General features: G+C 70.5%; 12 protein-coding genes and 1 tRNA gene. 12 read left to right on the forward strand and 1 reads right to left on the reverse strand.

Features of this window, described 5'->3' with window-relative positions:
* The first annotated feature begins 37 nt into the window (after window positions 1–37).
* Together ACIGXX_RS33080 and ACIGXX_RS33085 are read left to right on the forward strand one after the other, a co-directional pair.
* Window positions 38–1,432 carry an MFS transporter gene (locus ACIGXX_RS33080; protein ID WP_361466275.1) on the forward strand — a complete coding sequence of 465 codons (1,395 nt, stop codon included), beginning with the start codon at window positions 38–40 and terminating at the stop codon, window positions 1,430–1,432.
* 62 nt (window positions 1,433–1,494) lie between these two features.
* Window positions 1,495–3,405 carry a GAF domain-containing protein gene (locus ACIGXX_RS33085; RefSeq protein WP_351162809.1) on the forward strand — a complete coding sequence of 637 codons (1,911 nt, stop codon included), beginning with the start codon at window positions 1,495–1,497 and terminating at the stop codon, window positions 3,403–3,405.
* On the opposite strand, the gene ACIGXX_RS33090 is transcribed toward ACIGXX_RS33085, so the two are convergent.
* Window positions 3,381–5,078, reverse strand: coding sequence for a DHA2 family efflux MFS transporter permease subunit (locus ACIGXX_RS33090; protein WP_399981187.1), 1,698 nt, complete (start codon window positions 5,076–5,078; stop codon window positions 3,381–3,383). The two genes, ACIGXX_RS33085 and ACIGXX_RS33090, sit on opposite strands and share 25 nt — an antisense overlap.
* A gap of 147 nt (window positions 5,079–5,225) precedes the next feature.
* Between ACIGXX_RS33090 and ACIGXX_RS33095 the strand changes: the two genes are divergently transcribed.
* The 10 genes from ACIGXX_RS33095 to ACIGXX_RS33140 all read left to right on the forward strand — a co-directional run bounded on the left by ACIGXX_RS33095 (window position 5,226) and on the right by ACIGXX_RS33140 (window position 16,725).
* Complete coding sequence (locus ACIGXX_RS33095) at window positions 5,226–5,675, forward strand: MarR family winged helix-turn-helix transcriptional regulator (protein WP_399981349.1); 450 nt, start codon at window positions 5,226–5,228, stop codon at window positions 5,673–5,675.
* Window positions 5,676–5,848: 173 nt separating this feature from the next.
* Entirely contained in the window at window positions 5,849–7,930 is a 2,082-nt protein-coding gene (locus ACIGXX_RS33100) for a pectinesterase family protein (protein ID WP_351162805.1), read from the forward strand.
* A gap of 85 nt (window positions 7,931–8,015) precedes the next feature.
* Window positions 8,016–8,088 (forward strand) — tRNA-Arg (locus ACIGXX_RS33105).
* 302 nt (window positions 8,089–8,390) lie between these two features.
* Entirely contained in the window at window positions 8,391–8,525 is a 135-nt protein-coding gene (locus tag ACIGXX_RS33110) for a hypothetical protein (protein WP_351162803.1), read from the forward strand.
* A gap of 354 nt (window positions 8,526–8,879) precedes the next feature.
* Entirely contained in the window at window positions 8,880–9,227 is a 348-nt protein-coding gene (locus ACIGXX_RS33115) for a hypothetical protein (protein WP_351162801.1), read from the forward strand.
* 87 nt (window positions 9,228–9,314) lie between these two features.
* Window positions 9,315–9,998, forward strand: coding sequence for an ABC transporter ATP-binding protein (locus tag ACIGXX_RS33120; protein WP_399981193.1), 684 nt, complete (start codon window positions 9,315–9,317; stop codon window positions 9,996–9,998).
* Entirely contained in the window at window positions 9,998–12,157 is a 2,160-nt protein-coding gene (locus tag ACIGXX_RS33125; protein WP_399981196.1) for a permease, read from the forward strand. The genes ACIGXX_RS33120 and ACIGXX_RS33125 overlap by 1 nt, the downstream gene beginning before the upstream one ends.
* 186 nt (window positions 12,158–12,343) lie before the next feature.
* Window positions 12,344–13,546, forward strand: coding sequence for a serine hydrolase domain-containing protein (locus ACIGXX_RS33130; protein ID WP_351162795.1), 1,203 nt, complete (start codon window positions 12,344–12,346; stop codon window positions 13,544–13,546).
* Window positions 13,547–13,885: 339 nt separating this feature from the next.
* The gene (locus tag ACIGXX_RS33135) at window positions 13,886–15,931 is read left to right on the forward strand and encodes a transglycosylase domain-containing protein (protein WP_351162793.1); all 2,046 of its coding nucleotides are present in this window, start codon (window positions 13,886–13,888) and stop codon (window positions 15,929–15,931) included.
* Between the two features lie 143 nt (window positions 15,932–16,074).
* The gene (locus ACIGXX_RS33140; RefSeq protein ID WP_399981201.1) at window positions 16,075–16,725 is read left to right on the forward strand and encodes a hypothetical protein; all 651 of its coding nucleotides are present in this window, start codon (window positions 16,075–16,077) and stop codon (window positions 16,723–16,725) included.
* Window positions 16,726–16,768 lie beyond the last annotated feature (43 nt).

Below are 16,768 nucleotides of genomic sequence, written 5' to 3' on the forward strand. Positions count from 1 at the left end.
CCGTCGAGTACGTCCCCATCGAGAAACGGATCACGCCATGGCAGCCGCAACGCCGCGTGCCCAGGGCAAGACCCCGGGCAAGCCAGGTATCGCCCGCATCATCAGCGCCAGCCTCATCGGCACCACCATCGAGTGGTACGACTTCTTCCTCTACGGCTCCGCCGCCGCCCTGGTCTTCAACACGCTCTTCTTCCCCGACAGCGACCCCCTGGTCGGCACGCTCCTCTCCTTCCTCACGTACGCCGTCGGCTTCGCCGCCCGGCCGCTCGGCGGTGTCGTCTTCGGCCACTACGGCGACAAGATCGGCCGCAAGAAGCTGCTCGTCCTGAGCCTGATGATGATGGGCGGCGCCACCTTCGCGATGGGCCTGCTGCCCACCCACGCCACCCTCGGCGTCGGCGCCCCGATCCTTCTCACGGTGTTGCGCCTGATCCAGGGCTTCGCGCTCGGCGGCGAGTGGGGCGGCGCCGTCCTGATCGTCTCCGAGCACGGCGACGACAAGAACCGCGGCTTCTGGGCCTCCTGGCCGCAGGCGGGCGCCCCCGGCGGCAACCTTCTGGCCACCGGCGTCCTCGCGCTGCTCGCCGCCGTCCAGTCCGACGAGGCGTTCCTCGCCTGGGGCTGGCGCATCCCGTTCCTGCTCTCGGGCGTACTCGTGATCATCGGCCTGTGGATCCGGGTCTCGGTCTCGGAGTCCCCGCTGTTCCTGGAGGCGCAGGCCCGCGCGGAGGCCGAGGCCGCCAAGGCCGGTGCGGCCGAGAAGCAGGACGCGCCGGTCGTCGAGGTCTTCCGGCACAACTGGCGCGGCGTCCTCACCGCCATCGGCACCCGGCTCGGCGAGAACGTCTCGTACTACATCCTCACCGCCTTCGTCCTGGTCTACGTCACCGTGCACCTGGAACTGCCCAAGAGCACCGCCCTGAACGCCGTACTCATCGGCTCCGCCGTGCACTTCGTGACGATCCCCCTGTGGGGCGCGCTCTCGGACCGCATCGGCCGCAGGCCCGTCACCCTGATCGGCTCGGTGGGCATGGCGGCGTGGGCGTTCGCGTTCTTCGCGCTCGTCGACAGCGAGTCCTTCACCGTGATCACCCTCGCGGTCACGGTCGGGCTGCTCCTGCACGGCGCGATGTACGGGCCGCAGGCCGCCTTCATCTCCGAGATGTTCGACACGAAGGTCCGCTACTCCGGCGCCTCGATGGGCTCGCAGCTCGCGTCCATCATCGGCGGCGCGCTCGCCCCGATCATCGCGGTGGAGCTGCTCAAGGACTACGGCTCGGCGACGCCGGTGGCCCTCTACGTCTGCGTGACGGTCGTGATCACCACGCTCACCGTCCTGGTGGCCAAGGAGACCCGGGGCCGTTCGCTCGCCGGACAGCGGCCGGCTCCCGAGGGTGCGTCCAGCACGGCCTCGGCGACAATCGGAAGCTGAAGCGCACCACCGGCACGCGCACCACCGGCGCGCGCACCCCGCTCCCGGAGGCGACCCGTCGTATGACCAGCTCCCCAGACGCCGCCCACCGGGAGCAGGCGTGCGCCGCCCTGCGCGAGCTGCTCGACCTGCTCGCCCGGGACGCCCCCGCCGAGCAGTTCGCCCGCCCGGCCGCCGCGGCCCGCGCGGCCGGGGCGAGCGGCGCCGAGCTGACGGCGATCGACGAGGCCACGCAGACCGCGCTGCGCGTGCGCCGCACCCTCAACCAGCACCAGCGCCGGGAGGCCGAGCTCACCGCCCTGTTCGACACGGCGGGCGACCTCGCGGCCCTTCGCGACCTGGACGCGGTGCTTCGCGCCATCGTGCACCGGGCCAAGCTGCTGCTGCGGACGGACGTCGCGTACCTCTCCCTCAACGACCCGGCGGCGGGCGACACCTACATGCGCGTGACGGACGGCTCGGTCTCCGCCGCGTTCCAGAACCTGCGCCTGGGCATGGGCGAGGGGCTCGGCGGCCTCGTCGCCCAGACCGCCCGCCCGTACGCCACCGGGGACTACGAGGTCGACCCCCGGTTCCAGCACACCACCCCCATCGACAGCGCCGTACTGGAGGAGGGCCTGCACGCCATCCTCGGTGTGCCGCTGCGGCAGGGCACCCATGTCATCGGGGTGCTCTTCGCCGCCGACCGCACCGCCCGCGCCTTCACACCGGACGAGGGCGCGCTGCTCTCCTCGCTCGCCGACCACGCGGCGATCGCCATCGACAGCGCGCGCCGCATGGAGGAGACCCGGGCCGCGCTCGTCGACCTGAACGCGGCCTCGCAGACCATCCGCGCGCACAGCGAGGCCATGCTCCGGGCCGAGGACGCGCACGACCGCCTGACCGATCTCGTGCTGCGCGGCGGCGACTTCACGGAGGTCGCCACCGCCATCGGCGCCCTGCTGCACGGCGGCACCCTCATCCACGACGCGGACGGCACGGAACTGGCCCGCGTGGACGCCGACCCCCGCACTCCGCCCGCCAAGGCCGTGGCCGCGTCGCGCGCCAGCGGCCGGGCCGTCCCCCTCGACGGCACCTGGGTGTGCGCGGTCCTGGCGGGCCCGGAGCTCCTCGGCAGCATCGCCCTGACCGACCGGGCCGACCTGGGCGAGGCCGACCGCCGGCTCTTCGAGCGTGCCGGGGTGGTCACGGCGCTGCTCCTGCTGCTTCGCCGCTCGGCCGCCGAGGCCGAGGACCGCGTACGCGGCGAACTCCTCGGCGACCTGTTGTCCCTCTCCGGAACGCCCGGCCGCCTCACCGCGCGCGCCCGCCGCCTCGACGTCGATCTGGCGCTCCCGCACGCGGTGTTCGTCGCCCACAGCGAGGCGGCGTCGCGTCGGCTGCTGCTCTCCTCGGCCGCCCGCGCGGCCCGCACCCGCCACGGCCTGTCCGGCCTGCATCACGACCACGTGGTCCTGGTGCTCCCGGCCGACGACACCGGCTCCCGGGCCCGCGCGCTCGCCACCGAGCTCACCCAGGCCGCCGGAGCCCCGGTCACGGTCGGCGCGGCGGGCCCCGGCACCGGCCCCGAGGCCCTCTCCCGGGCCCACGCGGAAGCCCTGCGCTGCCTGTCGGCCCTGCGTGCGCTCGGTCACACCGGCCAGGGCGCGGACCTGCCCGACCTCGGCTTCCTCGGCGTACTGCTCGGCGACGACACGAACCTCGACTCGTACGTACGCCGCACGCTGGGCCCCGTCCTGGACTACGACACCAAGCGCGGCACCGAACTCGTCCACACCCTGCGGGCCTACTTCGCCTGCGGGATGAGCCAGTCCAAGGCGAAGGACTCCCTCCACGTCCATGTGAACACCGTGGTCCAACGCCTGGACAGGATCGGCCACTTGCTCGGGCCCGACTGGCAGTCCCCCGAGCGCTCCCTGGAGATCCAGCTCGCCCTGCGCCTGCACGCCTACACCCGGACCACGTCGTCCTGATCCTCGGCGGCCTCCTCGTGCGGCGCGGCGGCAGCCGGGACGAGGAAGGTGGCGACGAGCCCGAGGACGACGAAGCCCGCGGCGACATAGCCGCCCAGCGCGACCCCGTCCGTCATCGCCGAGCGGGCGGCGTCGGCGAAGGACGCGGTCTCCGGGCGGTCCGCCAGCGGACCGATGGCGGCGCCCGCACTGTCGGTGACGGCGCCGGTGAGCTGGTCGGCCTTCCCGGACGGCACACCGGCATCGCTCAGCCGGCCGCGCAGATTCGTGCTGAGCGTGGTGAAGAAGACCGTGGTCAGGGCGGCGATGCCGAGCGCGGAACCGAGCTGGCGGAAGGCGCTCTGGATGCCGGAGCCCTGCCCCGCGCTCTCCTGCGGCACCTCGGCAAGGACCACGTTGGTGACCTGGGCGGTGGCGAACCCGACGCCGATCCCGTACGCGAAGAGCATCAGCGCGACGGCCCACCAGGAGCTGTCCGGGGCGGCGATGAACCCGACCCCGGCCAACCCGACGACCTCCAGGGCGAGGCCGATGCGCACCTGCCCGAGCGCCGAGACCTTGGCTGCCAGCGGGAAGCTGACACCGGTCGCCACGAAGCTGCCGATGGCGATGGGCACCAGGGCGAGCCCGGCCTCCAGGGCGCTGTAGCCGAGGGTGAACTGGAGCCACAGCGGGAGCACCGCGACGATGCCGAACTCGCCCAGGCCGATGATCAGGGTCGCGATGTTGCCGTTGCGGAAGGAGGCGATCGAGAACAGCCGTACGTCCATCAGGACACGTGAGGACTGCGCGGAGTCCTCGGCCCGGCTGAGCGCGATCTGCCGCCGTACGAAGGCGAACAGCGTGCCGGCGGAGAGCACCAGGGCGACGAGAACGGGCGAAGGCCCGCTCCCCCAGCTGACCCCGAGCACCTCCAGCGGCTCGATGCTGACGATCCAGCCGTACGTCCGCCCTTCGACGAGCCCGAAGGCGAGCAGTCCGAGCCCGACGGCGGAGAGCACCGCACCGGCCACGTCCAGCCGGCCCTTGGTCCGGGGAGAGGGCGCCATGTAGAGCAGCACACCGGCGGCGACGAGGACGGACAGCGGCACGTTGATGCCGAACGCCCAGCGCCACGAGACGTGTTCGGCGAGCCAGCCGCCGAGCAGCGGCCCGAGCGCGGCGGCGGCGCCGATGGTCGAGCCCCAGATGGCGAAGGCCTGGCCGCGCGCCTTGCCGGTGAAGGTCGCGTTCAGGAGGGAGAGCGAGGTCGGCAGGATCATCGCCGCGCCCGCACCTTGCAGGAAACGGGCCAGGATCAGCAGCCCGCTGCCGGGCGCGAGCCCGGCCAGCACGCTGGTCGCGCCGAAGACGACGACGCCCGCGACGAAGATCCGGCGGGCGCCGAAGATGTCGGCGAGGCGGCCGGTCAGCAGGAGCAGCGCCGCGAAGACGATCGCGTACGACTCCTGGATCCACTGCGCCTGGGCCGAATTGGCGTCCAGGTCCTCGATGACCGAGGGGACGATCACGTTCACGATCGTGGTGTCGACGACGATCAGGGCGACGCCGAGGGCGATGGCGATGAGGCCGAGCCAGCGGCGGGCGGTGGGGGCAGTGGGTGCGGCGGGTGGGGCGGGTGCGGCGGGCGACGGGTCGGGGGACGGGTCACGCATCTCGATTGATACCTCCATGGTGAAGTAATTCCACGGTGAAGGTAATGTCGGGCCGGTAAGTTGTCAAAGCACGAGTACGGGCAGGCAGAGGGTCCAGAGAGGGCGGGCGCGGTGGCGACGGAGGAACCGACACCCGGCGAGGTGACGGCGCAGCGCGAGCGCCTGATGGAGGGGCTCCGGGGCTACGGCGAGCGCTACAACGAGCTCAGCCGCCGCTTCGCCGTCTGGCTCGGCCTGCACTCCACGGACGCCGACGCCCTCCTGGAGATCGTCGTCGCCGAGGACCGCGGCACCCCGCTCTCCCCGGCCCGCCTCAGCGAGCGCATCCTGCTCTCCTCGGGGGCCACGACCGCACTCCTGAACCGCCTCGAAGCCGCGGGCCACATCGTCCGCACCCGGGAGCACACGGACCGCCGCGTGGTCACGCTGCACAGCCTCCCCGGCATCCGTGAGCGCGCCGACGAGTTCTTCACGCCACTGGCGGCACGGATGGACGCGGCGATGGCCCACTACCCGCCCGAACTCCTCCAGCGGTTCGAGGAGTTGCTGTCGGACCTGAGGACGACGATCGACACGGACCTCGCGGAGCGGGACCGGGGCGCGGGGTCGGCCTGATCGCCTCATGGCCGGATGGCCGGATGGCCGGATGGCCGGATGGCCGGAGCGGCGGTGCGGCGGTGCGGCGGTGCGGCGGTGCGGCGGTGCGGCGGCCGCGGCAACCAATCCCCCCTGTGGTGGCGACTGCCTTGCGCAACGCACACCAACCATCACCAGGGCGGATGAGGCACATGAGAGCGAACCGGCACGAGCGCGCGGCCCAGCACCGCAGGCGCCGGCTGAGCCTGAGACTCGGCATCCCGGTCGCCGTGGCGGCCGCGGCGGGGCTGACGTACGGCACGGCCTTCGGGGTCTTCGGCGAGGACGCGCGGCCACGGGCATCGGCGGCCACCGGGGCGGGTTCCGCAGCGACTGCGGCTTCCGCGGCCTGGGCCGACGACGTCGCCGACGGGTTCGCGTCGGTCAACGCCATGGGCCAGAAGGGGACGTACGGCGGACGCGACGGTAAGACGGTCACCGTCAAGACGCTCGCGGACCTGGAGAAGTACGCGACGGCCTCCGAGCCGTACGTCATCGTGGTCGCCGCGGCGATCACGATGGACCCGAAGGGCAAGGAGATCAAGGTCGCGTCCGACAAGACGATCGTGGGTTCCGGCACCTCGGGCCAGATCGTCGGGGGCGGCTTCTTCCTGGGCCAGGGCGTACACAACGTGATCATCCGGAACCTCACGATCCGGGACTCGTACGCGGGCACGTGGAACGACAAGGAACACGACTTCGACGCCGTGCAGATGGACGGCGCGCACCACGTCTGGATCGACCACAACGACCTGCGGCACATGGCCGACGGCTTGATAGACAGCCGCAAGGACACGACCTACCTGACGGTGTCCTGGAACAAACTGAGCGACAACAACAAGACGTTCGGCATCGGCTGGACCGAGAACACCACGGCCGACATCACGATCCACCACAACTGGCTGCGCGAGACCGAGCAGCGCAACCCGTCCACCGACAACGTCGCCCACGCGCACCTCTACAACAACTACCTCCAGGACGTCGCGGGCACGGACATCACCTCGTCGTACGGGAACTACTCGCGCGGCAACACGAGGATGGTCCTGGAGAACAGCTACTTCGAGGGCATCAACAACCCGGTCACCAAAGACGGTTCAGCCTCGATCGTGCAGCGCGGCAACGTCTTCGCCGGGACCAGCGGGCGCAACGAGAGCGGCGGCACGGCGTTCGACCCGAAGAGCTTCTACGCCTACACGCCCGACAAGGCGGCGGACGTCCCCGCGAAGGTGAAGGCGGGCGCGGGTCCGCGCGCGACGGTCGGGACCGCCGCCGGGACGGCTTCCACCCTCACCGTGGCGAAGGACGGCAGCGGCCGGTACAAGACGGTCCAGGCGGCGGTGAACGCGGTCCCGGCGAACAACTCCTCGCGGGTGATCGTCTCCATCGCACCCGGCACGTACCGCGAGACGGTGAAGATCCCGGCCAACAAGCCGCACGTCACCCTCCAGGGCACGGGCGGCAGCCGCAAGGACACGGTGATCGTGTACGACAACGCGGCGGGCACCCCCAAGCCGGACGGCTCCGGGAACCACGGAACCGCGGGCAGCGCGACCGTGGCCGCGGAGGCGGACGACTTCCAGGCCCGCAACCTGACGATCGCCAACGACTTCGACGAGAAGGCGAACCAGAACCTGGCCGGACACCAGGCGGTGGCCCTGCGCACGGCGGCCGACAAGGCGTTCCTGGACAACATGATCATCACGGGCGACCAGGACACCCTCCTCCTGGACACAGCGGCCAAGGACAGACTGGGCCGGGCCTACGTCCGCAACTCCTACATCGTGGGCAACACGGACTTCATCTTCGGCCGCGCGACAGCGGTGGTGGACCGCTCGGTGATCACCCTCAAGAAGCGCTGGGACGGCACGTCACAGGGCTACGTGACCGCTCCGAGCACGCCGGCCGACCGCAAGGGATTCCTGATCACGAACACCGCGGTGACCGGCGACGTGTCCGCCCGCAGCTTCCACCTGGGCCGCAACTGGCACGCGGGCGGCGACGCGAGCCTGGACCCCCAGACGACGGTCCGCGACTCCACCCTCAGCGCGGCCGTCAGGCCCACCCCGTGGTCGGACATGGGCGGCTTCCCCTGGAAGGACGACCGCTTCGCGGAGTACAGGAACAAGGGCGCGGGCTCCGGCCCGGCAAGCGGCGACCGCCCCCACCTGACGGACACGCAGGCAGCGAACCAGGAAATATCCGACTGGCTGGGCCCCTGGACCCCGACCCCCTGAACCCCACCCCACCCCGGCCCCGCACCGCCGCCCCACCCCGATCCGCTACCCTGTCTGGAACCGCCATCCGTGGCGGCACCAGTACGCCTTCGTAGCTCAGGGGATAGAGCACCGCTCTCCTAAAGCGGGTGTCGCAGGTTCGAATCCTGCCGGGGGCACAACGCGTTAAGCCGCTGACCTGGGGTTTCTCCCCAAGGGAGAGGCCCTGTTCGGCCTCGGACTCCTTGTCCGGGGCCGTTTGCGTGAGCGGTGTGGGAGCGGACGGAGCGTTGATCTCCGGAATACCTCCCACCGGATCAGCACCATCCGGCACGGAATACGGGCTGGGATAGTGCACTTCGCACGGCTCGGACGCTACCTCGGGAGCGATGTCGTCGGAGGTGGCGCGTGCGCGCGGTGCCAGCCGGGCTGCGGCGTCAGCAATCGCCAGGTCAGCCTCGGGGAGCAGGCTCGCACGCGGATGTCGCTCTCGTCGCGGCTGATGGCGCTCCGCCGCCCCTTCGCCCTGGCCCGCCTCCGCGCCCACTCCTTCAGCCGCAACCAGCCCCTGCCGCACACGGCCGAACATGCCATCAACACCCACAGCCTCGACTGAAACGAGTCCGGAAGCCGTCACCCTCAGCACGGTGAAATGGATCACATGGCGTTCGGGGGTTGAAGCGTCAACTAACTGCTGCCGCCGAGAAACGTCCAGGCCACCGGCGCCCAACGCGCTTCGAACGAAGCCTCCCTGCCTCAACTGAGAGGTTCACGTCCGCTTGGTCTGCACCTAACTTGCAGTTAACTCATGCCACTTGAGTGTCATCCGTGTTTACGTTTGCGGTGTCCTGCAGGGGGGCTCCAGCAGGGACACGCCAGCACAGCACCACACCGGAGTCGTCGGGCACACGCCCCGTGACCGACGCTCCTTCGGCGTGTCCTCAAGTGATCAGTCAAAGGAGAAGGACACATGACGAGAATGAAGATCGTTGCTGCTGCGCTGCTCACGGCGGCACTCGCGGTGCCTACGGCGACCGCCATGGCGGCTGACTCCTACGGCGGCGGCGCCCACGCCTGGGCCCCGGCTGCCGGTGACACCGGGAAGATATCCGTCAAGGACAACAGCAGTGACGGGGACCCGGTGAAGGCCGAGTACTACCGCACGGCCAGCGCGGACACGAAGCGGACCCTGTGGAACCACAGCGGCCCGAGGACGACCACCACCTCCGGTGACGGATCGAAGATCTACAAGTTCAAGGCTTGCGACGAGAACTACGGCAACCCGGACGACTGCGCGCCCAACTGGACCATCCGATAGACCGGTTCTCCACTGCCACTTCTGCCGCACCAGCCCGGGACGGGCTGGTGCGGCGTCCCCTTTTCCTGACACAAAAGGCCAGATTCTGTGAAGCGAAATGATTCGTCCGGGCTCCACGTGAGCGGCCTGTGCTACCAAGTCGAGGGGCGGACTCTCCTCGACAGCGTGGAACTGTCCGTCTCCCCGGGTGAATCGGTCGCGGTGACCGGCCCCAGCGGATCCGGCAAGTCGACGCTGCTGATGTGCGTCCTGGGATTGATCAAACCGCAGGCGGGCTCCATCACCGCCGGGGGCAGGGAGATCACCGGACTCCGGTCCGCGCAGCTCGCGCAGGCACGGCGGGAGACCCTGGGCATGGTGTTCCAGTTCGGCGAACTCCTCCCTGAACTCACCCCGGTGGAGAACGTCGCCCTGCCGATACTGCTCGACGGAGGCCGCCACCAGGACATTTACCGGCGCGCGGAGGAACTCCTGGACGAACTCGGCGTCCCCACCAATACCACCCCCACTGGCATGCTCTCCGGAGGAGAGCGCCAACGGACGGCCGTGGCCCGTGCCCTGATCACCGAGCCTGCCGTCCTCCTCGCCGACGAGCCCACCGGGGCCCTCGACCCCGAGGCCAAAGACGGAGTCGCACGCCTGCTCTTCACCACAGCCCGTGACCGCGGTTGCGCACTGCTCCTGGTCACGCACGACCCCTCGGTCGCCGACCGGGCCGACCGGCGCCATGAGCTTCGGGGCGGCATCCTGGCCGAGGTCGGAGCCCTCTGATGCGAACGAGCACGCGCGCGACAGGCACACTGATGAGGATCGGCCTGGCCGCAGGACGCTCCACTCCCGGTGACCGCCTGCGCTGGTGGGGCCTGTTCAGTGCCGCCTTCGCCGTCGCCTTCGTCGCCCTGGCGACCGTGGCCACCGTCGCCACCTTCGACGGCCGCGAGAGCAGGGCAGACGCTCGCGGAGCGGTGATCACCGACAGCAAGCATGCGGAACTGCTGTATCGAGAGGGCGCCGACTCCGTCGGCAGTCGTCCCGTGTCCGTCATCTTCCTCCACCCCCTCACACAGAAGGCTCCCCTCCCTGCCGGTGTGACTCGCTGGCCCAAGCCGGGCGAGGTGCTGCTGTCGCCCGAACTTCTGCGCGCCGGTGGCTCGGAGGGGGTCCGCAGCCGGTACGGGTCGTTCGCCGGAACCATCACCACCGATGGCCTTGTCACTCCTTCCGAGCGGATCGCCTATGTCCGGGTGGCGGACACTCCGCCGAAGGACGATGACCGGTGGATGCCTGTGGCCGCCTTCGGTGCCGGCGGCGGAGCGACGGGAGAGATGCCCGATCAGCCGTCGGTGACGTCACCTCTCCTGGCGCTGTGGTCCTTGACCGGACTGCCCGCCCTCGCCCTGACGGTCGTTGCCGCGCGGGTAGGCTCCCGCTCTCGTGACCGGCGCAGCAGTCTGTTGCAGGCCCTCGGCGGGACATGGCGGCACCGGATGATCGTCAACGTCGGTGAGGCCGCGCTCCCCGCGGCGTTGGGCACCCTCGCTGCACTCGTCCCGTACGCCGTCGCCGCCTTGTGGGACATCCGTCTCGGGCCCACCGGATACATCCTCGACCACCGCGACGTACTGGCCGCATGGCCCACCGCCGTCGGGGCGGCATTCGTATCGCTGCTGGCCGTGCTGAGCATCGTGGTGGCCACGCACCGCGTTCACCGGGACGGCAGGTCCACCCGCCCGTCCTCCTTCACCTCGCGTGTTCCCGCATGGCGCCTGGCCCTCTGTGGCGTCGGTATCGCGCTGGTCCTGACAAGCCAGTACGCGCCCCAAAAAGCGCAACTGGCCGTGTTCACCTGTGGAACCGTCGTGATGTGGGCGTTTCTGTCCTCCGTCGTGGCTCTCGTCACCCGCCACCTGGGCTCCTGGCTCGCCGAGAACGGCAGGCGCAAGGGGCACGCCGGCCGCCTGATCGGCGGACGGTGGACGCACACGCATCCCGGCGTCATCGTGCGCCTGGCTCTGGCCATGGTGATCGGCATCGGGATCGTCGCGCAGATGCAGGTGTGGACCAGCAGGCTCGGAGTGCGCTCGCAGGTAGCCGCCGACACGCACCACCGGATCAAGGACACGGTCATTCAGCTGACCACCGGCGGCATGACCAAGGCGCAGACGGACCAGTTCCGCTCCTCCCTTCCCGCCGGGTCACTCCTACTCGTCCGCGCCTTCCACGATCCAGGCCCACCGAAGGATCCGTGGGTGACGATCGCAGGCTCCTGCCGAGACCTGCGCACCCTGCACGTCGCCTGTCCCAGGGACACGAAGACACCGGCCGGCACCAGCCCTCAAGTGCAAGAGATGCGCCGCTGGTACGGCGACGTCAAGTTCGCCCAGACCGACCAAGTCGCCGTGAAGCCGGACGGCACACAGTCCCTCGTCGTCGTGACACCCGAACCGGGTCACCTCGCCGCGGTGAAGAAGGCCGCGTACACGCTTCCCAATCCTTCGGTTCAGGTCGAGACGCTGGGGGGAAACTGGCTGGGATCCTCGCGCGCCCATCTGGCGAACTGGATCCAGCTGTTCGGCGTCACCGGCATCCTCTTCATCCTGGTGGCCGGTGCGGTCAGCGCGGCAGCCGAATTCGTACGCATCCGCCACGCCCTCGCCCCGCTCTCCGTCCTGACGGGCCACCGCCGGGTCTTCCGGTCCGTGAGCTCATGGCACCTGACCGTCCCCTTGCTCATCGCCACGGTCCTGACCGGGGCAGTGACCGCATGGCACTCCGTGTTCTTCATCTCCCTGGTACAGGAGGGGTCCGTGTCTTGGACCGTCCTGGCAGCCGGTATCACGACGTGCGCCGTGGTCTCACTCACCGTCGGATTCCTCGGCGCCCGCGCGGCGGCACGAGAGGCCGACCAGTGGAAGCCCGTCGCGGATTGAGCACAGCCCGATGATTCAACGAAGCGGGCCCAACAGCCCACTTCGCAGCGAGTGTGGGAGGAGCTGGGGATAACCCCAGGTGGGTGGGCCCGGTGGCCGGATGGTTTTGGGGATCTTGAGGGCGCAGGCTGGGCGTGCCCGGTCGCAGATCGGTGCAACCGGACCGTTCCACAGGGGAGTTCATCCATGTCTGATCGTTCTCAGTCGTCCCAGCCCGTCCGCCGTCCGTCGTCCGGGCGGCGGCGCGGCATCGCGCTCGTGGCCGTGGTCGCCGCCGCTCTGGCCGTGGGCGGTACCTTGCCCGCCTCCGCCGGGCCGCAGCAGTCGCACGGTCCGCGTGATGTCGTACGCACGGGCATGGAGCGGCTCGTGAGCGACGACGGGTTTCCCGCCGCTCTGGCCGCCACCGTCGGCCGTGACGGGCGCAGTCGCGACTACACCGCCGGTGTCGCCGACTTGAGCACCAAGGCGAAGGTGCCCGTCGACGGGCAGGTGCGGGCCGGCAGCAACACCAAGTCCTTCACCGCCACCGTCGTCCTTCAGCTGGTCGGCGAGGGGAAGGTCAAGCTCGGTGCGCGCGTCGAGAAGTATCTGCCGGGGCTGCTGCGCGGCGACGGCATCGACGGTCGCGACATCACCGTCCGCCAGCTCCTCCAGCACACCAGCGGGCTGCCCAACTACACCGACTTCATCCTGGAGGACGTCTTCGACAAGGACCGCCACACCTACCGCCAGCCCCGCGAGCTGATCGACATCGCGCTGGAGCACAAGGCGAACTTCGCCCCCGGAGCCAGCGTGGCGTACAGCAACACCAACTACATCGTCGCCGGGCTGCTCATCGAGAAGGTCACCGGCCGGCCCCTCGCCGAGCAGATCACCGAGCGGATCATCGACCGCATCGGGCTGCGCCACACCTACTTCCCCGGCGTCGGCGAGGAGGGCATACGCGAAGCGCACCCCCGCGGTTACCACGCGCCGAAGCCCGGCGCCCCGCTCGACGAGATCACCGAACTCGATCCCTCCTGGGGCTGGGCGGCCGGGCAGCTCATCTCCACGCCCAGTGACCTGAACCGCTTCTTCTCGGCGCTGATCGGCGGCGAGCTGCTGAAGCCCGCGCAACTCGCCCAGATGCGCTCCACCGTCAAGGTCCCCGCGGACGCGGGCTACGGCCCCGGCGTCCGGTTCGGACTGGGGCTGACCAGCACCCCGCTGAGCTGCGGCGGCCTCGTATGGGGCCACGGCGGCGACACTCCCGGCTACCACACGTCCCCCGGCGTCACCGATGACGGCCGCGCCGCCACGATCGCCGTCACCGCCGACCTGCCGCCCACCGCCAAGGGGTTCGCCAACGTCGACAAGCTTCTCGACACCGCCCTGTGCAGGAAGTGACCGGCCGAAAGGGCAGCCCCGCTCCGAGGACGAACGCGGGTTCCCGGCGCTTTCGCGAATTCAACCTGTGTCGAGCCTCCCGGCCTGGGAACACGTGAGACAACCCCGGTGGCAGCGGTCCGTGCAGGTCCTGGCCCGGCCATGCCACCGGCCCTGGGGCTCCCATGGATGCCGGCACACTCCCGCAGCGTCGGCTCCCATGGTTGAGGCGGGCCGGCCGTGGCCAAGGGGAGCCGCTGCGGCCGGGCCCCGCCACCACTTCCCTCACTGGGACGCTGTTACATCCCCCTAATACGCCCCCGGCCAACCCCCACCCCCACCTCCCCCCTCTCCTCCACCATGGGGACACACACTCAGGGAAAGCCCGCGCGCAAGCCCAAACGCCCCCGCGTCCGCCCCCGCGCACGCGCCCGCAAGCCACGCCGCCGTCTCGTCGACTATCCCCGGCACGGCAGACTCGGGCTCCGGCGGTGGCTTCCCTCCTGGCGGCAGTGGGGCGCGGCCGTCACCCTCACCATCGCCTCCCTCGCCTGCCTCTTCGCCCTCGTGTACGCCTCCGTCGACATCCCCGACGAGAACGCCGCCGCCCGGCGCGAAGCCAACGTCTACTACTGGGCCGACGGCACCCAGATGGTGAGCACCGGTGACGTGAACCGGCAGAACGTACGGCTCTCGGAGATTCCCGACGCCGTCGAGAACGCCGTCATCGCCGCCGAGAACGACACCTTCTACAGCGACTCGGGCGTCTCGCCCACGGGCCTCGCCCGCGCCGCCGTCAACATGGTCCGCGGCCAGGAGACCCAGGGCGGCTCCACCATCACCCAGCAGTACGTGAAGAACACCTACCTCTCCCAGGACCAGACCGTGACCCGGAAGGTCAAGGAGTTCGTCATCGCGCTGAAGGTGGACCGGAAGAAGAGCAAGCGCGAGATCCTTCAGGGGTACCTCAACACCAGTTGGTTCGGGCGCGGTGCCTACGGGATCGAGGCCGCCGCCCATGCCTACTACGGCATCCCCGCCCGGCAGTTGAACCCCAGCCAAGGCGCCGCCCTCGCCGCCCTGTTGAAGGGCGCGGAGCAGTACGACCCGTCCGCCAGCCGCGCCAACCACCGGCGCTCCGAGGCCCGTTGGAAGTGGATTCTCGACCGGCAGGTCAGGGCCGGACTCATGAAGGCGGAGGTGCGCGCCAGGTTCGCCACCTACCCCGAGCCCCACAAAGAGTCCCGGACCACCAGCCTCAGCGGGCAGACCGGCTATCTCGTCGACGTCGCGAACAAGTACGTCAAGCAGCACACCGCCCTCACCGACAAGGACCTCGCCCGCGGCGGCTACAAGATCCACACCACCTTCGACAAGGAGAAGGTGCGGCGCCTGAAGGGCGCGGTCGAGCGCGTGCTCGACCGCGACATCGATCCGAAGAAGCGCCCCGCCGACAAGGGCGTGCAGGTGGGCGCCGCCTCCGTGCGTCCGTCCGACGGCGCCATCGTCGCCCTGTACGGAGGGGCCGACGCCACCAAGCATTTCACCAACAACGCCGACACCTCCGGCGTCCCCGTCGGGTCCGCCTTCAAGCCCTTCGTGCTCGCCTCCGCCCTCGAACACGGACTGCGTACGTCGGTCGGTCGGGATACGCGGTGGCAGCCCGCTTCGGCCGGGAGCTTCTACGGCGATGACGGCCTCCTGCGCGAGTCGGCCGCCCCCGACGCCGTCGGCGGGGTCTCCCCGGACGGCTCGGGCTCCGCGCACGGCTCGGGCTCCGCGGACGGCTCGACCTTGGCAGACGGGTCGGACTCCGCCCATCCCACCCTGCGCCGGGCCCTCGCGAAGGGCGGCAACGCCACCTACGTACGCCTCGGCAAGGACGTCGGCCTGGAGCGGGTGCGGCGCACCGCCGTGGCCTCCGGGCTGCTGGAGGGCAGCATGGCGCGCCTGGATCGGAGCTTTCCGGTCGGTACGTCGACCCCCAGCGCGATCCGCATGGCCGGCGCCTACAGCACCTTCGTCAACCGCGGCCTGCGGCACGATCCCTACTCGGTGACCAAGGTCGTGAAGGACGACGAGCCGGTCGGCGGGTTCGAAAGGCCGGGCGCGCGGCGGGCGTTGGACCCGGATGTGGCCGACGAGGCCGCCGGTGCCATGCGCGGTGTCGGCGCATCGGCCCTGCGCAGGCCGGTCACCGCCGGGCGCACCGGCGACCAGGACCGCCTCCGCTCGGCGTGGTTCACCGCCACCACCGGGGAGCTGTCGACCGCCGTGACGATGTTCCGGACCAGTCCGGGCAAGGCGCAGCTGATGCCCATGTCCGGTGTGGGCGGGGCGCGTTCGCAGCACGGCAACGTCTTTCCCGTCCGCATCTGGCAGGACTACGTGAAGGGTGAGGGGTGAAGGGTGAGGGGTGAGGGGTGAGGGGTGAAGGGTCCCCCAGAGTCAGTGATGATCCTCTGGCTCTCCGCAACTCATCCTTGAGGGCCCCGCACCTCATCCTCGGGGCCCTTCCCCAACCGTCGGCGGGCTGTCATCGTTCCGATATGTATCCCTATGGGCCACCGCCCGGGCCGCCGCCACGCATCGACGCGCGGCAACTGCGGCCCCGGCGGCGGTGGTTCGTCGTCGCGGGGGTGATCGCGGCGATCTGTGTGGGCATCGGCATCGCGAGCTTCGTCATGACGCTGACCTCCACGGTGGATTCCGTCGACGACGGCAAGGCGTTCGTGAGCGGGCGGTCCGTCACGGTGCGCATCGGTCCCGAGGACGACGCCGCCATCTACGTACGCAGCCCCTTCGCCGCACGTGCGCACTGCGAGGTCGTCTCCGGCCCCTCCGGCTCCGCGCCGCGCGTCACCACGCCCGACGGCAGTTTCACCGTGACCAAGGGCAGCGTCGAGTGGCAGCGGGTGTTCGTGCTGAAGTCGGACACGGCAGCGGACTACCGCGTGACGTGCGACGACCCGCGCGGCATTCTCACCTTCGCGCCCGGTGACGACGCCGACCTCGCGTCCTTCGTCGGCGGCATCGTCGTGACCGTCGTCGTGCCGCTCCTCGGCCTGCTCGCGGGCGCGGGGATCGCGATCATCGTGGGGGTACGGCGCGGCAGGCACCGCCGGTGGCTGGAGGCGCAGGCGTACTACGGCCCCCGGGGCGCGCCTCCCGTGCCGCCCCGACCGCCCGGCACCGGTTGACCTTCCCCCTGGGGCAGAGCCCATCGTCCTGCGTGCCGGGCCG

This window comes from Streptomyces sp. NPDC055243 (assembly GCF_044544025.1).
In the GTDB taxonomy this organism is placed as follows: Bacteria; Actinomycetota; Actinomycetes; order Streptomycetales; family Streptomycetaceae; genus Streptomyces.

Bases quoted from the DNA above. Each gene is read 5' to 3' on its own strand.
- ACIGXX_RS33080 (WP_361466275.1), top strand. From the start codon at position 38: ATGGCAGCCGCAACGCCGCGTGCCCAGGGCAAGACCCCGGGCAAGCCA.
- ACIGXX_RS33085 (WP_351162809.1), top strand. From the start codon at position 1,495: ATGACCAGCTCCCCAGACGCCGCCCACCGGGAGCAGGCGTGCGCCGCC.
- ACIGXX_RS33090 (WP_399981187.1), bottom strand. From the start codon at position 5,078: ATGGAGGTATCAATCGAGATGCGTGACCCGTCCCCCGACCCGTCGCCC.
- ACIGXX_RS33095 (WP_399981349.1), top strand. From the start codon at position 5,226: ATGGAGGGGCTCCGGGGCTACGGCGAGCGCTACAACGAGCTCAGCCGC.
- ACIGXX_RS33100 (WP_351162805.1), top strand. From the start codon at position 5,849: ATGAGAGCGAACCGGCACGAGCGCGCGGCCCAGCACCGCAGGCGCCGG.
- ACIGXX_RS33110 (WP_351162803.1), top strand. From the start codon at position 8,391: ATGTCGCTCTCGTCGCGGCTGATGGCGCTCCGCCGCCCCTTCGCCCTG.
- ACIGXX_RS33115 (WP_351162801.1), top strand. From the start codon at position 8,880: ATGACGAGAATGAAGATCGTTGCTGCTGCGCTGCTCACGGCGGCACTC.
- ACIGXX_RS33125 (WP_399981196.1), top strand. From the start codon at position 9,998: ATGCGAACGAGCACGCGCGCGACAGGCACACTGATGAGGATCGGCCTG.
- ACIGXX_RS33130 (WP_351162795.1), top strand. From the start codon at position 12,344: ATGTCTGATCGTTCTCAGTCGTCCCAGCCCGTCCGCCGTCCGTCGTCC.
- ACIGXX_RS33135 (WP_351162793.1), top strand. From the start codon at position 13,886: ATGGGGACACACACTCAGGGAAAGCCCGCGCGCAAGCCCAAACGCCCC.
- ACIGXX_RS33140 (WP_399981201.1), top strand. From the start codon at position 16,075: ATGTATCCCTATGGGCCACCGCCCGGGCCGCCGCCACGCATCGACGCG.